The 15769-nt window shown below is 72.8% G+C and carries 10 protein-coding genes; 5 read left to right on the forward strand and 5 right to left on the reverse strand.

Going from position 1 to position 15769, the window contains the following annotated elements; genetic code table 11:
• Positions 1-10: 10 nt before the first annotated feature.
• Complete coding sequence (locus tag ACIQID_RS09880) at positions 11-406, reverse strand: DUF6153 family protein (protein WP_400284372.1); 396 nt, start codon at positions 404-406, stop codon at positions 11-13.
• A gap of 40 nt (positions 407-446) precedes the next feature.
• A complete protein-coding gene (locus ACIQID_RS09885; protein ID WP_400284375.1) occupies positions 447-1001 on the reverse strand; it encodes an ECF transporter S component in 555 nt (184 codons plus the stop codon).
• Between the two features lie 132 nt (positions 1002-1133).
• On the opposite strand from ACIQID_RS09885, the gene ACIQID_RS09890 reads away from it, so the two are divergent.
• Positions 1134-3641, forward strand: coding sequence for a LuxR C-terminal-related transcriptional regulator (locus tag ACIQID_RS09890; RefSeq protein WP_400284378.1), 2508 nt, complete (start codon positions 1134-1136; stop codon positions 3639-3641).
• 50 nt (positions 3642-3691) lie between these two features.
• Here ACIQID_RS09890 and ACIQID_RS09895 read toward each other — a convergent pair whose 3' ends face one another.
• The 3 genes from ACIQID_RS09895 to ACIQID_RS09905 all read right to left on the reverse strand — a co-directional run bounded on the left by ACIQID_RS09895 (position 3692) and on the right by ACIQID_RS09905 (position 12400).
• A complete protein-coding gene (locus tag ACIQID_RS09895) occupies positions 3692-8890 on the reverse strand; it encodes an isopeptide-forming domain-containing fimbrial protein (RefSeq protein WP_400284381.1) in 5199 nt (1732 codons plus the stop codon).
• Positions 8891-9128: 238 nt separating this feature from the next.
• Positions 9129-11633, reverse strand: coding sequence for an ABC transporter permease (locus ACIQID_RS09900; protein WP_400284384.1), 2505 nt, complete (start codon positions 11631-11633; stop codon positions 9129-9131).
• Positions 11633-12400 (reverse strand): ABC transporter ATP-binding protein, encoded by a 768-nt coding sequence (locus ACIQID_RS09905; RefSeq protein ID WP_400284387.1) that lies wholly within the window; start codon positions 12398-12400, stop codon positions 11633-11635. The genes ACIQID_RS09900 and ACIQID_RS09905 overlap by 1 nt, the downstream gene beginning before the upstream one ends.
• A gap of 108 nt (positions 12401-12508) precedes the next feature.
• On the opposite strand from ACIQID_RS09905, the gene ACIQID_RS09910 reads away from it, so the two are divergent.
• The 4 genes from ACIQID_RS09910 (at position 12509) to ACIQID_RS09925 (ending at position 15769) form a co-directional block, all read left to right on the forward strand.
• Positions 12509-13753, forward strand: a complete 1245-nt coding sequence (locus ACIQID_RS09910) for a sensor domain-containing protein (protein WP_400284390.1) — start codon at positions 12509-12511, stop codon at positions 13751-13753.
• Entirely contained in the window at positions 13741-14379 is a 639-nt protein-coding gene (locus tag ACIQID_RS09915; RefSeq protein WP_312674242.1) for a response regulator transcription factor, read from the forward strand. Before ACIQID_RS09910 ends, ACIQID_RS09915 begins: the two co-directional genes overlap by 13 nt.
• Positions 14380-14426: 47 nt before the next feature.
• On the forward strand, positions 14427-15197 hold the full coding sequence (locus ACIQID_RS09920) for a LysM peptidoglycan-binding domain-containing protein (protein WP_400284394.1): 771 nt from the start codon (positions 14427-14429) through the stop codon (positions 15195-15197).
• Positions 15198-15424: 227 nt separating this feature from the next.
• Positions 15425-15769, forward strand: coding sequence for a PadR family transcriptional regulator (locus ACIQID_RS09925; RefSeq protein WP_312674244.1), 345 nt, complete (start codon positions 15425-15427; stop codon positions 15767-15769).

Raw genomic sequence — 15769 nt, forward strand, 5'->3', positions numbered from 1 at the left:
TCGGCGCCGATCAGGTCCGACTGATGCAGAGGACGTGGAGTGAGGGAGGGCGAAGCGGAGCGGCGGCCGCGTCCGCGGACGAGCGGAGAGCGCGCAGCAGAGGTCCGGTCAGGAGATGGCGAGAGGGGCGCAGCAGCAGGAGCAGCCCGCCGAGCAGCGCAAGGACGCAGGCCGCGCCGCCATCACCCGCGGGGTCCCCGGGCGCGATCGTCGTCTCGGCGCCACCTGCGGCGTGCGCTGACGACACCGACGGGTGCTCGGGGGCCGTGACCGCGTGGCCTGCCATCGCGTGTGCTCCGGCCGTGCCGTGCGTGTCGAGCGCATGCATGCCGAGGAGTCCGAACACGATTCCGCCCACGAGGACGACGACGAGCAACGCCCCCTGGAGCACGCGACGGCCGACCATGCGCCTACTATACCCGGTGGGGGTATCGGGAGGACTCCGCTCAGCGGGCGACGCCGGCGCGCCGCAGCAGTCGGCGCACGGCGAGGACGGCACCGGCCACCGCGACCTCGCCGGCCACCCGGCCCAGCAGTGTGCCGATGAGCACCGGGGGAACGAGGTGCTCCGGGGAGAAGACGGGGAGGGCGACGACGAAGAGAACCACGCCGGTCACGCCACCGGCGAGCAGGACGCGACCCGGGCGGACCTCCGCGACGCGCCGCAACGGCAGCACGAGGTCGAGGACCACGCCGCCGAGGACCAGCGGCACCACTCCGAGCAGGCCGATGGGGGACACCGCGACGGTCAGCACCCCGGATACGAAGGCCGCGAGCGTCGCCATGCCCGGGACGCGGGTGACGACGCGCGCGAGGAACGGCAGTGCGGTGTGCACGGCCGCGACCAGGGCATACGCGGGAGGGGAGGCAGCGGCCAGCACGCTCGTGACCGGCACGACGGCCAGGAAGACGAGGGCCTGGACGGCGCCGAGTGCGGCACTCACGAGCAGGGCACTGGTCGGCACGCGGCGCGCGGACACGGGCGACAGCGGTCCACTCACCCTCCGAGCCTAGAACCTCCGGCTCCCTCGCTCCGCGGAGCCCGCCGCCGAGCGGGGTTGGCTATCGTAGGGGTGGGGATGCGTACCTGGGGAGGGACGATGCCGGCTTTCGGCGCGCAAGGGGACAAGAGGTTGCCGCGGGTTTCCGCGCACGTCATCGGACGGCCGCGGGTGAACGCGGCGCTGGACGCCGGAGCTCCGCTCACGGTGCTGCGCGGCGCCGCCGGCTCGGGGAAGACCACCGCGCTGGTCGGCTGGGCCTTCACGGTCGCCGCACGCATCGTGTGGCTGACGGCGTCATCGGCGCTGGCGACGAGCCCGGCACTCGCCACCGCCCTGCTGCGGGAACTGCGCGGTGCGGGGGACGCGGTGGAGCTTCGCGACCCGGATCCGGCCGCCGGAGATCTCTGGCCCGCCGTCGCGCAGCACCTCTGCAACCACGAGGAGCCTGTCGTCATCGTCCTCGATGACGCCGCCGCCCTCGACCACGACGCGGTCTTCGACCTCTGCCGCACGGTCGCCGTCCTGCCGCACGTCCGTCTGGTCGTGGCCACGAACCGCCCCAGCCCCTTCGACAGCGACGGCGTCGACCTCGTGATCGACACCACGCTGATCTCCCCGGAGGACCTCGCGTTCGACACGGACGAGATCCGTCGCGCGCTCGACGTGGACGAGGACACCGCCGTCGCCGTACGGACCGCGACCGAGGGGTTCGCGGCGGTCATCCGCGCCGTCGCCCTCCGCGGCCATGCCGCCGGCGACACGACGATCGTGGAGATGGCGACCACGGCGGTCGACGACTACCTCCGCAGTCGCATGGAGGAGGGCACGTTCGGCGCCGGCGTCCTCGAGGGACTGATCCGGATCAGCATCACGGACACCGTCGACCTCCCGCTGGCCCAGGCCCTCAGCAGCGATCCGGACATCGGCGCCGCCCTCGACCAGGCCGAGGCGTTCGGCTTCGGGCGGTGGTCGACGGAGACCATCCCCCGGACATTCTCGATCGCGCCACCGGCCCGCACCCTGCTGCGACGGGACCTCCTGCAGCGCTTCCCGGCCGAGATCCGCCTGCTCCGCCGCCTCGCGATCGAGGGCGCCCTCCGGCGCGGTGCCCCCTTCGAGGGGCTCCGCCTCGCGATGGAGGAGGACGACCTCCACCTCGCAGCCCACGTCATCATGTCCGGGTGGAGCCACCTCCTGGACCACGACGGCCGCCGAGTCGTGGCGCTGCTGGGCGACCTGCCCCTGGCCCGGCTGAAGCAGGAGCCCCTGGTGGCGATGCTGCTGGGGATCTGCCTCAACGCCAACCGGCTCCGGCGGGTGCGCGGCCTGCAGCTGCTGCGCATGGCGATCTCCGCGGCGAACGCCCGTCGAAGCGCCCTCTCGCCGACGGAGCGCCTGTTCATCTGGACCGCCGAGAGCGCGGCCCTGCGCGTGATCGGGATGCCCGAGCGGGCCGGGCAGGTCGCGGCGCGCGCGCTCGCGCTGTACACGGAGACCTCGGAGTCGCAGTGGCAGCAGTACGCGATCGAGATGCCCCTGCTGTGCACGCACCTGGGGATCTCGCTGTACTACGGCGGCCGCCGCGAACAGGCCCTGCGACTCTTCGACGAGGCGGCCGCGCTCGCCGCGTCCCAGGGCACGGGCAACGCCTTCCACGCCGTGAGCCTGCTCAGCGGGATCCACGCCCTGGGCGGCGACCTCCCGGAGGCGCGGCACTACGTCGAGATCATCCGGGACGGCTCGTGGGACGCGGCGCTGCTGGACGGATACCGCGGCACGTTCTATCGCGTCGCGGAAGCGATGCTCGCGGTCGAGGACGGCGACCTGACCGCGGCCAAGCAGCACGTGCGCGCCTTCGAGCCGCACCGCGCGACGAGCGAGCACTGGACGACGATGGCGGCGGTGGAAGCATGGATCGCGCTGCATGACGGCGATGCCGCCGGCGGGCTGGAGCGCCTGGAGTCGTTCGCCCGGATGCGCGGGCGCGAGGCCGGATCGACGTCGGCCCGCCAGACGCTGAGCCGCCCCCGGATCCTGCTGCACCTCGCCCTCGGCGACGTCCGTGCCGCGCGCGGCGTCAAACAGCGCGACGCCGGGACGGACCGGTTCGGCACCCTTCTGGAACGGGCCCGGATCGCTCTGATCGACGGTCGTGCTCCGGATGCGGTGCGACTGCTCACCGCGACGCGCCTCGAACCGACGACCTCGCGCGAGCGCGCCGAGGCCGCCGCGGTGCAGAGCGCCGCCCTCCACCGGGTCAGCCCCGCCGCCGCGCAGGCCGTGACCGAGGCCTTGCACGCCCAGCTCGCCGATCGAGGCCTGCGCACTCCGCCGGCCCTGCTCGGCGCCGAGGACTTCGCCGCCGTCCGGGCCGACCTCGCTCCGGTGGGCGACCCGCCGCTGCCCACCCGCTCGGCGTTGCCGTCGTTCGCCGCGCGCCCGAAGCTCTCCTCGCGGGAGCAGGTGGTGCTGCACGCGCTCACGACGGGGGCGCCGCTGCCCGAGATCGCCGCGGAGCTGCGGGTCTCGCCGAACACCCTGAAGACCCAGCTCCGCAGCATCTACCGCAAGCTCGACGCGGCCAACCGCACCGAAGCCCTCGAGCAGGCCGCACGGCACGGCCTCCTCCCCGGATGACGAAGGCCCCACCCGTCGGAGACGACGGGCGGGGCCTTCTGCCGGGACCGCTAGCTCTGCATGCGGCGTCGGCGCACCAGCAGCAGCACCGCACCGCCGATCAGCAGGGCGATCGCGAGCCCGAGGATCCACGGAGCCAGCTGTCCGCCGGTGAGGGCGAGCGGCGTCAGCACCCGGTTCTCGGTCGTGCTCGTCGGCGGGGTGATCGTCTCCCCGCCGGGAGGCGTGGCCGAGGCGGTGGCCACGTTCCGCAGCGTCGCCCCCGCCGCGTCGGCGTGCACGGTCACCGCGTAGGTGATCACGACACGCTCCCCTTCGGCGAGGCTGCCCGTCCAGTGCAGCGTCGTGCCGTCGATGATCGGCGCGGCCACCGCACGGTCACCCACCGTGGCGGTCGCCGTGCCGCGGAGGTCGGCATGCCGCAGCACTCCGGCCAGGTCGTCCGTGACGACGACCTCGTCCAGACCCGTCTCGCCGGTGTTGGTGCCGGTGAGCGTGTAGGTCACGACGCTGCCCGTCGCGACGGCGGAGCCGGACGCGGGGTCGGAGGACTTGACGAACGTGAAGCCCGGGGTGCCGACGGGGTTCTCCGTCGTCACCGGCGGCGGGGTCAGCTCGGCACCGCCGGGAGGGGTGGCCGTGCCCTCGACGGTGTTCGCGATGATCGCACCGCCGGCGTCGCCGTGCACGGTCACCGAGTAGGTGATCGTGACGCGCTGGCCGACCGCGAGGTCACCGGCCCAGGTGAGCTCGTCGCCCGCGACGACGGGCTCAGGCGCGGTGCCGTCGCTCAGGGTCGCCGTCGCGTCGCCGTTGTAGGCGGCGTGGGCGAGCACGCCCGACAGGTCGTCGACGATGCGGACCGGAGCCAGAGCCGTCTCCCCCGTGTTCACGCCGGTCACCGTATAGATGACGACGCTGCCCGGGTCGACCCGGGTGCCGGACGCGGGATCGGCGAACTTGCGCAGCTCGAAGCCGGGCTTGTTCACGGGATTCTCGGTCGTCGCCGGCGGCGTCTCGATCGGCGGCACCCCACCCGGCGGGGTCGCCGAGCCGGAGGCCGTGTTCTCGAGGACGGCGCCTCCCGCATCCGCGCGCACGGTCACCGAGTACGTGATCGTGACGCTCTCGCCGACCTGCAGCGCCCCCGTCCACGACAGCCGGTCCGCGGCCACCGTCGGCGCGGTCGTCGCCGTGCCGCCGATCGTCGCCGTCGCGTCGTCGTTGAACTCCGCGTGCGCCAGGACACCGGAGAGGTCGTCGGCGATGGTGACGGGGTCGAGGGCCGTCTCCCCCGTGTTCACGCCGGTCACCGTGTAGGTGAGGACGCTGCCCGGGTCGACCGCCGTGCCCGCAGCCGGGTCGACGCTCTTCGAGACGGAGAATCCGGGCTCGTTGACCGGGTTGGTCGTGACACCGGGCGGCGGGGTGATCGTCGATCCTCCCGGCGGGGTCGCCGTCGCGGACGCCGCGTTCTCGATCACGGTGCCGACGCCCTCGGCGCTCACGGTCACGGAGTAGGTGACGGTCACGGTCTGACCGACCGCGAGCGCCCCCGTCCACGACAGCTCCGTGCCGTCCAGGGTCGCCGGAGCCGCTGCGGCACCCGCGATGCTCGCCACGGCGTCCGCGTTGAAGGTCGCGTACGGCAGCACAGCCGACAGGTCGTCGGTGATCGTCACCGGGTCGAGCACCGTCTGACCGGTGTTGACCGCGGTCAGCGTGTAGGTGAGCACGTCACCGGGGTCGACAGCGGTACCGGCGGCGGGGTCCACGGTCTTGGCGAACGTGAAGCCGGGCTCGTTCACGGGGTGCTCCGTGCTCGACGGCGGCGGCGTGATCGGCGTGCCGGGAGTCGTGGGGCTCTCGGGGTCGCTCGGGTCGGCGGGGATCAGCGGGGTCGCCTCTCCGGTCGCCGTGTTCGCGATGGTCTCGCCGCCGGCGGTGGCGTCGACGGTCACCGAGTAGGTGATCACGACGTCCTGGCCGGGGCGCAGCACGCCGTTCCACGAGAGGGCGCCGTCGGCCACGCGGACGTCGCCGCGGGTGGCGGACACGTCGTCGTTGTACGACGCGTGGGCCAGCGCCGCGCGCAGGTCGTCGCCGATCTCGACGGGGTCGAGGACGGTGTCGCCCGTGTTGCGGCCGGTCACGGTGTAGGTGATCACGCTGCCGGGGTCGACGCGCGTGCCCGTCGCCGGGTCGGCCGTCTTGGTTACGGTGAACCCGGGGGTCGCGACGGGGTGCTCCGTCGTGGCCGGCGGGGTCTCGACCGGGGTGCCCGGCGTGGTCGGGCTCTCCGGGTCGGTCGGGTCGGTCGGGATCAGCGGGGTGCCCTCACCGGACACCGTGTTGCGGAGCAGCACGCCGGTCGCCTCCTCGTCCACGGTCACCGTGTAGGTGATGTCGACGCGGTCGCCGGGAGCGAGCGTCCCGGTCCAGGTGAGGGTGGTGCCGGAGAGCGCGACGGATCCGGACGAGGCCTTCACGTCGCCGCCGTACTCCGCGTTCGCGAGGACGGCCGAGAGGTCGTCGACGATCGTCGCGGGGTCGAGGACCGTGTTGCCGGTGTTGACGCCCGAGACCGTGTAGGTGAGGGTGTCGCCCGCGCGGACGGCGGTGCCGGAGGCCGGGTCGGCCGACTTCGAGACCTCGAAGCCCGTGTCGACGACGGGGTGCTCCGTCTCCGCCGCCGGCGGGACGATCGGGGTCCCCGGGGTCTTCGCACCGGAGGGGTCGGCGGGGTCGGTCGGGATCTGCGGCGTGGCCGATCCGGTGACGACGTTGTGCAGCAGGGCCTTCTCGACACCCGCGTCCACCGTCACCGTGTAGCGGATGACGACCGCTTCCCCGCGCGGGATGGCGCCAGTCCAGGTGAGGGTGGCGTCAGCGACCCGCACGGAGCCGCGGTCGGCCGTGACGTCGTCGTTGTAGCCGGAGGAGCCGAGCACTCCCGACAGGTCGTCGACGATCTCCGCGGGATCGAGGTCGGTGTCACCCGTGTTGGTGCCGGTGATCGTGTAGGTGATCGTGTCACCGGCGGACACGGCCGTGCCGGAGGCGGGGTCGGCCGACTTCGAGATCGTGAAGCCGGAGCCGATCACGGGGTGCTCGGTGGTGACCGTCGGCGGGACGATCGGCTCACCGGGAACCTGCGGCCCGGTCGGGTCGCCCGGGTTCGGAGTGGTCGGCGTACCCGATCCGGTCACGCTGTTGCGCAGGATCTCGCCGGAGGTGTCGTCGCCCACGGTCACCGAGTACGTGATCGTCACGGTCTGCCCGGGCTGAAGCGCTCCGGTCCAGGCGAGGGTGTTCCCGGTCAGGGTCGCGCCGCCTGTGGTGACGGCGGTGCCGCCGACCATGGTCGTGATGTCGTCGTTGAAGGCGGCGTTCGCGAGCACGCCGGAGAGGTCGTCGGTGACGGTCGCCGGGTCGAGGACGGTCGCCCCGGTGTTCGTGCCGGTGACGGTGTACTCGATGGTCTGACCCGGCTCCACCACGGTGCCCGATGCGGGATCGGAGGTCTTCGCGACCTCGAAGCCGGCGACCGGGTGCTCGGTGGTGACGGCCGGAGGGGTGGTCGGAGGCAGCCCCCCGGGCGGCGTGCCGGATGCGGTGACGCGGTTGGCGATGCGCTCGCCCTCCACCCCCTCGTCGACGACGACAGAGTAGGTGATCGTGAGCACCTGCCCGGGCTCGAGGGCGCCGGTCCAGGCGAGGTCGTCGCCCGTGACGGTGGCGGCGCCGGACGACACCGGGTCGCCGTCGATCGCCGTGGCCACGTCGCCCTGGTACTCGGCGTTGGCGAGCACACCCGACAGGTCGTCGGCCACGGTGACCGGGTCGAGGCGGGTGTTGCCGGTGTTCTCGGCCTGCAGCGTGTAGGTGAGACGCTGACCGGCCTGCACCGCGGTGCCGTCGGCGGGGTCGGAGGTCTTGCGGAGCGCGAGGTCCGGCGCGAGGCGGACGTTCGTGTAGGTGCACGTGACGTCGGTGCCGAGCGGGCCGGCCGGCTGGGTGACCTGTCCGTCGGCGGTGACGGCCACCGGGGTGGTCGAGCCGTCGGCGTTCACCTGCAGGCAGACGAGGGAGGCGTCGTACTTCGTGAGGTCGGTCGAGCCCGCCGCCGATTCGGACAGCCGGAAGGTGTCCCCCTGGTTGGTGAAGACGGGGCCGGCGTAGTCCGGCTGCAGACCGGAGCGGTCGCCACGGGTGACGGCGTCGGTCTGCGCGACCTGGTAGCCGGCCGGCGACTGCACGCGCAGCCCGAACTGGTCGGTCCCGGCGTGACGGCCTTCGGGGAGATCCTTCTTCAGCGTCAGCGTGTTCGGGAACGTGCAGCTCGCCATGTCGGTGGGCGAGAAGGTGCCGAGCGGGGTCGTGTTGACCGTCTGCCCGCGCGGCAGGTCGACCTCCACGATGTACGGGTTGGTGCCCCCGACAGAGACGAAGATGTGGCCGAGGTTTCCGAACGCGATGCCGTTGCCCTGCACCCCCGCGCCCATGTCGTGCACCTGCTTGGCGTCGATCGTCGCGGTGCTCGGTTCGAGCGTGGCCGGGAGGTCGGAGGAGTAGATGTACCGGTCGGCGACGAGCACGAGCTGACCGGAGGCACTGAAGGCCATGTCGCCGTTGGCGCCGAAGGCGCTGCTGCCGGCGGTCGGACGCAGCTTGCCGACCTGCACGTAGGTCTGCGGCGTGACGCTCTCGTTCCACGCATAGAGGTTGATGGCACCATCGAGCGTGCCGCTGGCGAAGTAGTAGACACCCGTGACAGGATGCACGGCTCCTCGCAGCACAGAGGAGTCCGTGCGGCTGGTTCCCAGCGTGAAGGGCGTTCGGGTCGTCGTTCCCTCGCCCCGACGGTCGTGCTTGGCCAGCACCTTGTCCGTGCCGACGTTGGTCACCGTGTACGCGTACGTTCCGTCCGCCGACAGGCCGAGCCCGTTGTCGGAGTGGCCGAGGCCGATACTCGTGGCGCCGAGGGTGCCGCCCTGCTCGTTCACGGCGAACTCGCGCACCTCGGTGGCGCTCTGCACGTACACCGCTCCGGGCGTGCAGAGGAACGGCTCCGCCGCGGCGGCCGGTGCGGCGGTCAGCGCCCCGCCGATGACGACCATCGACGACGCGACGAGCGCCGTGCTCACGGCACCGCCGATCAGCTTCCTCATCCGGCCCCGCCGGCGGCTGCGCCGCTCCAGCGGAAGACCCTCGGACGTGCGGTCCTTGCGGGCAACACGGAATCCCATGACTGCTCTCCCCATTCATCGCGTTCCGGCACGCATCCGCGCACACGGAAGCCCCCGCCCCCTCAGGCGACCGCCGAGCACCCTTCGGGCAGGGTGGACTCGGTCCGGGCCTCCGCCAGCCTGCCCGGCCGCCGCGGAGCCCTCCGGCCACCCCCGGGGAATTCACCCCTCCTTTTCACCCCGGGCGCACGCCGGAGGGCGCACCGGGATCCCGATGCGCCCTCACGTGGTCGCGGGCCTACTCGCGAGAGCCGATCTCCTCGATCGGGCGGCGGCGCAGCGCGGCCCCTGTCGCGACCCGCAGCGCGACGAGGGCGAGTGCGCCCATGCCCCCGACGATCGCAAGGGAGCCCAGCACGGGCATCGCCGGGAGCGGCTGCCCGGAGATGCCGTAGCTCATGCCCATCAGCGGCGGGATCGCCACCAGCACGCCGAAGACCATCGAGAGGACGGCGATCATGATCGCCTCGGTGCGCATCGTGGCGCGCACCTGACCCCGGGAGGCGCCGATGAGCTGCAGCAGGGCGAACTCCCGGGATCGCTCCCCCGTCGCCATCACGAGGGTGTTCACGACGGCGATCGCGATGTACCCGAGGATGACCAGGAGGCCGATGAGGCTCACCCATCCCTGCTGCGAGACGGCACCGGTCGTGCTCGCCTTCTGCCCGGCCCCCGGGACCACCTGCAGACCGTCGGCGGCGAGGGCGTCGGCCGCGCCGGAAGCGTCCACCGACACGAGCGCGAACGAGTCGAGTCCTGCGGAGGTGTGTGCGCGGACGTGGTCGGCGGCCATGGTGAGATCGCCGAAGCCGAGACCGCGTCGGTAGATGCCGACCACGGTGGCTTCCAGGGGTGAGCCGTCGCCGAGCACCCCCGTCACCGGGTCGCCGACGTCGAGGCCGAGCGTGTGGGCCATGTCGGCGCTGACGGCGACGGTCGCACCGCCGTCGAGGGCAGCGAGGGAGCCCTCCTGCACCCGCAGGTCGAGCAGGCCGTCCACCGTCGCCGGGTCGACGCCCTGCAGCACGTACTCCGTGCGTTCGACCTTGCCTTCGATGTCGAGTGAGTCGATCACCGCGGTGCTGACGACCACGCCGGTCGCGGCGGTCACCCCCGGCTCGCCGCGCAGCCCGCCGACGACCTCGGGGGAGAGCCCGGCCGGGGTCGCCACCCGCAGGTCGGCGATGACCCCGGCCCGCGCCTGGGTCGCCGCCTCGTCGGCGACGATCGCCGGCCCGCCGATCTGCACGAGACCCAGCCCGATGCCGAGGGCGATCGGGAGGATCGCGGCTGCCATGCGCCGGCTGCCCGCGGTCGTGTGGGCGGCGGCGAGGAAGCCCGCGGCCGACGAACGGCGCAGCACGGGGCCGACGAGGCGCACGCACAGGGCGACGAGCCACGGCCCCAGCAGCGCGAGGGCGACGATGAGCAGGATCGCCGCACCGGCCGAGGCCCCGACGGCGGCGTCTCCGCGGACGGTCAGAGGGACGGTGGAGATCGAGACGCCGGCGGCGGCGCACACGATCCCGGCGATGACGCGGGGCAGGCCGATCGGACCCGGCCCCGTCGACGACTCGCGCAGCGCCTCGATGGGATCGAGGCGGGCAGGACGCCGCGCGGCGATGCGCGCCGCACCCCAGGCCGCACCGAGCACCAGCACCGCGGCGGCCAGTGCCGGGAACGGGCTCAGCGCGAGGGCGAAGTCGCCGGGGATGACCCCACCGGCCACGAACGCCGACTGCAGCGCGGAGGACAGCAGGTACCCCGGAGCGATCCCGAGCAGCGCGGCGACGACCGCGACGACGAGCGTCTCCCGCGCGATGAGGGCGTGCACCTGCGACGGCGTCGCCCCCACCGCGCGGAGCAGGGCGTGCTCACGCCGACGGGCCTGCACGGACAGCGACAGCGTCCCCGCGACGATGAAGAGGGCGACGAGGATGCAGGTGCCCACGAACGCGCTGCCGAGCGCGATGAGCAGGGTGCGCGCCGCCGCCGAGTCGAGGAACTCCACGTCGCCGCGGGCGTCACCGGTCCGGGCGACCAGATCGGGGAACGCGTCCCGGATCGCGGTCGCCGTGCGCTCGGGGTCGCCGTCGACGAATACGCCCAGCGCCTGCGGGGCGCCGCCGTGCGGGTCGAGGTCGCGGACGCGCTCGTCCGTCAGGAACACCGGCACCGCGCGCTCCGGCATGCTCTCCGCAGACACCAGACCGACGACCGCGTACGTCGCCGCGGTGCCGCCGTGGGCGAGCGGAAGGGTCTCGCCCACGCTGTGGCCGGCACCGGCGAGCATCACGACCTCGTCACCGGCAGCGGGTTCCCGGCCCTCGGCGAGCGTGAAGCCGGTGAGTGCCGTCGCGGACCAGGGGTGCGCCTCGACCACGGCATCCGTCGTCCCGCCCCGGAGCGCCAGGGGCACGGTCACGTCGGCGACCACGGCCTCGACTCCGGGCAACGCGGCGATCTCCCGCGCGGCGTCGTCGGGAACGGGGGCGCGCTCGCGCAGCGGCACCGGCAGGTCCTCCGGCACGTCGACCTGCTGCGCGGCACCGACGACCACCTCGGCGGCGGTGTAGCGCTGCGGCGCGAGGCCGCCGCGGATACCCGACTCGACGAGCACGCCGAGCCCGGTGACGAGCGCGCTCGCGACGAAGATGGCCACGAAGACCCCGGCGAGACTGCGCCGATGATGACGGAGGTCGGCGCGGACGATCCGTCCGAGCCCGAGCGGCGCCGCGGACATCACCACTCCCCCAGCGTGCTCATGCGATCCGTGATCTGCTGCGGGGTGCCGCCGTCGAGGTGTCCGGCGAACGCCCCGTCGGCGAGGAAGATGACCCGGTCGGCGTGGGAGGCCACCACCGGGTCGTGGGTGACGACGACCACGGTCTGGTGCAGCTCCTTCGCGGTGTGCGCGAGGAGGTCGAGCACCTGCTTCCCGGTGCGGGAGTCCAGGGCCCCGGTGGGCTCGTCGCCGAACACGACGTGCGGTCGGGTGATGAGGGCCCGGGCGATCGCGACGCGCTGCTGCTGTCCGCCGGAGAGCTCGGCGGGGCGGCGGTGGCGGCGGTCGGTGAGGCCCACCGCGTCGAGCAGGGTCTCCAGCCGGCCGTGGTCGAGGGGCCGGCGGCCGAGGCGCAGCGGGAGGGTGATGTTGTCCTCCACGCTCAGCGCCGGCAGCAGGTTGTACGCCTGGAAGACGAACCCCACGTGGTCGCGGCGGAAGGCGGTGAGCTGTCGGGGCTTGAGCGCGGAGATCTCGGTGCCGCCCAGATGCACCGTGCCGCTGGTCGGGCGGTCGAGCCCTGCGGCACTGTGCAGCAGCGTGCTCTTGCCCGAGCCGGACGGCCCCATGATCGCGGTGAACGAGCCCCGTGCGATGGCGAGGTCGATGCCTCGGAGCGCGGTCACCCGGGCGCTGCCGGAACCGTAGGTCTTGACGAGGCCGCTGAGGCGCAGCGCCTCGGCCGGGGCCGCTTCGACGAGCGGCGCAGAGGAAAGGAAGGTCATGCTTCGACGGTAGGAACGCCGGGCGCCCGCCCCCATCCCGCACGGTCCCGCATCGATGGTGGAGCTGGCTCTACCGCGGGCGTCGGGACGCTCGGGCAGACTTGCAGGGTGAAGGACGGATGGATGCGCCGCTGGCTGCGCGGTTGGCTGCCCGATGCGCGGTTCCTCGCCGTCGAGCTCGGCGCCTCCGTCGTGTCCCTCGCATTGTTCTGCGTCATCCTCGTGCTGCTGCCGCTCATGCTCATCACGGGCGGGGTGCTGCTGCTCCCGCAGGTCGTGCAGGTGCTGCATGCCTGGAGCGACCGGGCGCGCCGCCGGATCGGGCGCCGGCGCGGGGAGGACCTGCCCCCGCTCATGCGCACGCTGCCCCGCGGCGCGACGATCGACGAGCGGCTCCGCTTCGCCTTCTCCCGCACCACCGCCCGCGACGCCCTGTGGCTCACGGTGCACGCCTTCCCGGTGATGTGGCTGTCGCTGCTGACGCTCGCGCTGCCGCTGGCCGCCGTCAACAGCCTCGCCGTCACCGGGTACTGGCAGTTCGCGCCCGCCGACGACCCCGTCGGCTCGCCGTACCCGGTCACGTCGTGGGAGCTCGCGTGGACCATGCCGCTCGTCGCCCTGGCCTATGCGGTGGCCGCGCTGTTCCTCGTGCCGGTGGTCGCCCGACTGGTGGCCTTCGTCTCGGCGAGGCTTCTCGCGACGCCGCAGAAGTCGCGCCTCGCCGCCCGCGTCGACGCGCTGACGCTCAGCCGCGCAGCTGCCCTCGACGCCCATGCCGCCGAACTCCGTCGCATCGAGCGCGACCTGCACGACGACGCCCAGAACCGCCTGGTGAACGTCGTGATGATGCTGGGGATCGCGGAGCGGGCCCAGGAGACGGGCGGCGACGTGCTCGCGCCGCTGCGGCGCGCGCAGGATGCGGCGACCGATGCCCTCGCCGGCCTCCGCCGCACGGTGCACGACATCTATCCGCCGATCCTCGACGAACTCGGGCTCGAGGGCGCGCTGGCCTCGCTCGCCGGGCGCAGCGTCATCCCGTGCACGCTCGAGGCCGCAGACGTCGGCCGGGTGCCGGCGGCGGTCGAGTCGGCGTCGTACTTCGTGGTCGCGGAGGCGCTGACCAACGTGAACAAGTACAGCGCCGCCGCGCGTGCCGCCGTGCGCGTGGAGCGGGAGGGCGAGCTGCTCCTCATCGCGGTGGAGGACGACGGGGTCGGCGGCGCGATCGAGCGTCCGGCCGGGGGTCTCGCGGGGATCCGGCGCCGTGTCGAGGCGTTCGAGGGCACGATGGAACTGTCGAGTCCCGCCGGGGGACCCACCATCCTGCGGACGGAGCTGCCATGCGGATCGTGATCGCGGAGGACGACACCCTGCTGCGGGAGGGCCTCGCGCTCCTGTTGCGCAGCGAGGGCTTCGACGTGATCGGGGCGGTGCCGGACGCCGATGGATTCCTCGCCCTCCTCGACGAGGCCGACGCCGCGGTGGTCGACGTACGGATGCCCCCGACCTTCACCAGCGAAGGGCTCAAGGCCGCGGCCGAGGCGAGAGCCCGCCGCCCGGGCTTCCCCGTGCTCGTGCTCTCGGCGTACGTGGAGGACCGCTATGCGGGCGAGCTCCTGGCGGCCGGGGCGAACGGCCTCGGATACCTGCTGAAGGAGCGGGTGGGCAAGGTCGCCGCGTTCGTCGACGCCTTGCGCCGGGTGGCCGCCGGGGGGACCGTGATGGACCCCGAGGTCATCTCGCAGCTCATGAGCCGGCGTCGCGCCGACGACCCCGTGCAGACCCTCACTCCGCGGGAGCGGGAGGTGCTCGGGCTCATGGCCGAGGGCCTTGACAACACCACCATCGCCGCACGCCTGTTCGTGACGGAGACCGCGGTGAGCAAGCACATCGGCAACATCTTCGCCAAGCTCGGCCTGGCCGCCACCGACAGCGGCCACCGTCGGGTCCTCGCCGTCCTCGCCTATCTCCGCAGCTGACGCCTCCGCTCTGGCGCTCGGCACGCTTCGATGCCATGCTGACCGGGATGAAGCGCTCCACCACGATCACCGCCGCCGTCGTCGCCGTCGCCGTCGCCGGCCTGGTCGTCGCGGCCGCTCCCGTCGTGGTCAGCGCCGCGTCCGCCGCGTTCGACGTCACCTCGTGGGCGTCGGAGCGCTTCGCCGCCGAACCGTCACCGACCCCCACCCCGGCGGCCCTGAAAGCCGAGGACACGGCCGAGGACGAACTCGTCGACCTGGGTGACGGCATCAGCGTTCCCGCCGGCGGCCCGGGGGACTGCTCCACCAACGCGTTCATCAGCATCGGCAGCGACGACGGCTCCGCGCATCATGCGAAGCTTCTCGGCGAGCTCGTCGACATGGGCACGTCGGAGCTGGCGCGCGGTCCCGTCACCCGGGATGCGGACGGGCGGATCTTCTCCTACGAGGTCCAGTCCGGCGACAGTCTGATCGCGATCGGCGAGCGCTTCTGCGTCGACTACGTCACTGTCGGCAGCTTCAACCATGTGCGCGGCTTCGAGCCGATCGCACCCGGCGACGTCCTCTACCTCCGCCCGGACCCGGCTCTTCCGTTCGTCGACATCTACTCGCCGTACAACGCCCCGCCCGGCTCGTCCACCATCCCGTACTACGACGGCGTCGCCGCGTTCTCGACCGCCGTCGCCACCGCCGACCTGGGTGCCGCGCGGTGGCTCTGGCAGCGCCTGGAGAAGGACATGCCCCCGGAGACCGCTGCCGTGATCACGCAGGCGCTCCACGACGACGACCTCCCCCTGCTCCGCCGCCTCTTCCCCTAGCTCCCCGCTCCCCTCCCCCCTCCTCTTCCGCTGAGACCCCGGGTTGTCGTCGACACCCCGGGGTCTTCGCGTCGCCACCCGGGGGTCTCGCCGCGTACCCGGGGGCTCGGCGAAAAGAGGGATGAGGAAGTTCAGTATTCGGTGTTGCTAAGTACCGGTACTCAGTGTTACTTTGTACCGGTACCCAGCAACACTGAGTACCTAACCGAGAACGAGAGGAGGGGACGATGGGCAAGCAGATGACCGAGATGCTCAAGGGCACCCTGGAGGGCATCGTGCTGGCCCTCCTCGCCGAGCAGCCGGCCTACGGATACGAGATCACCACCCGGCTGCGCGAGCACGGCTTCACCGACACCGCCGAGGGCACCGTCTACGCCCTGCTGGTCAGGATCGAGCAGAAGAAGCTCGTCGACGTCGAGAAGGTGCCGAGCGAGAAGGGCCCGCCCCGCAAGGTGTACACCCTCAACCCGCAGGGCCGCCAGGAGCTGGAGGAGTTCTGGACGACCTGGGACTTCCTCCGCACGCACATCGAACGACTGCACACCACGAACACCACGAACAAGGAGAACTGA

The organism is Microbacterium sp. NPDC091676, assembly GCF_044756645.1.
Taxonomy (GTDB): domain Bacteria; phylum Actinomycetota; class Actinomycetes; order Actinomycetales; family Microbacteriaceae; genus Microbacterium; species Microbacterium paraoxydans_D.

Excerpts from the sequence above, each read along its gene's own strand:
- ACIQID_RS09880 (WP_400284372.1), bottom strand. The coding sequence starts at position 406 with ATGGTCGGCCGTCGCGTGCTCCAGGGGGCGTTGCTCGTCGTCGTCCTC.
- ACIQID_RS09895 (WP_400284381.1), bottom strand. The coding sequence starts at position 8,890 with ATGGGATTCCGTGTTGCCCGCAAGGACCGCACGTCCGAGGGTCTTCCG.
- ACIQID_RS09900 (WP_400284384.1), bottom strand. The coding sequence starts at position 11,633 with ATGTCCGCGGCGCCGCTCGGGCTCGGACGGATCGTCCGCGCCGACCTC.
- ACIQID_RS09905 (WP_400284387.1), bottom strand. The coding sequence starts at position 12,400 with ATGACCTTCCTTTCCTCTGCGCCGCTCGTCGAAGCGGCCCCGGCCGAG.
- ACIQID_RS09915 (WP_312674242.1), top strand. The coding sequence starts at position 13,741 with ATGCGGATCGTGATCGCGGAGGACGACACCCTGCTGCGGGAGGGCCTC.
- ACIQID_RS09920 (WP_400284394.1), top strand. The coding sequence starts at position 14,427 with ATGAAGCGCTCCACCACGATCACCGCCGCCGTCGTCGCCGTCGCCGTC.
- ACIQID_RS09925 (WP_312674244.1), top strand. The coding sequence starts at position 15,425 with ATGGGCAAGCAGATGACCGAGATGCTCAAGGGCACCCTGGAGGGCATC.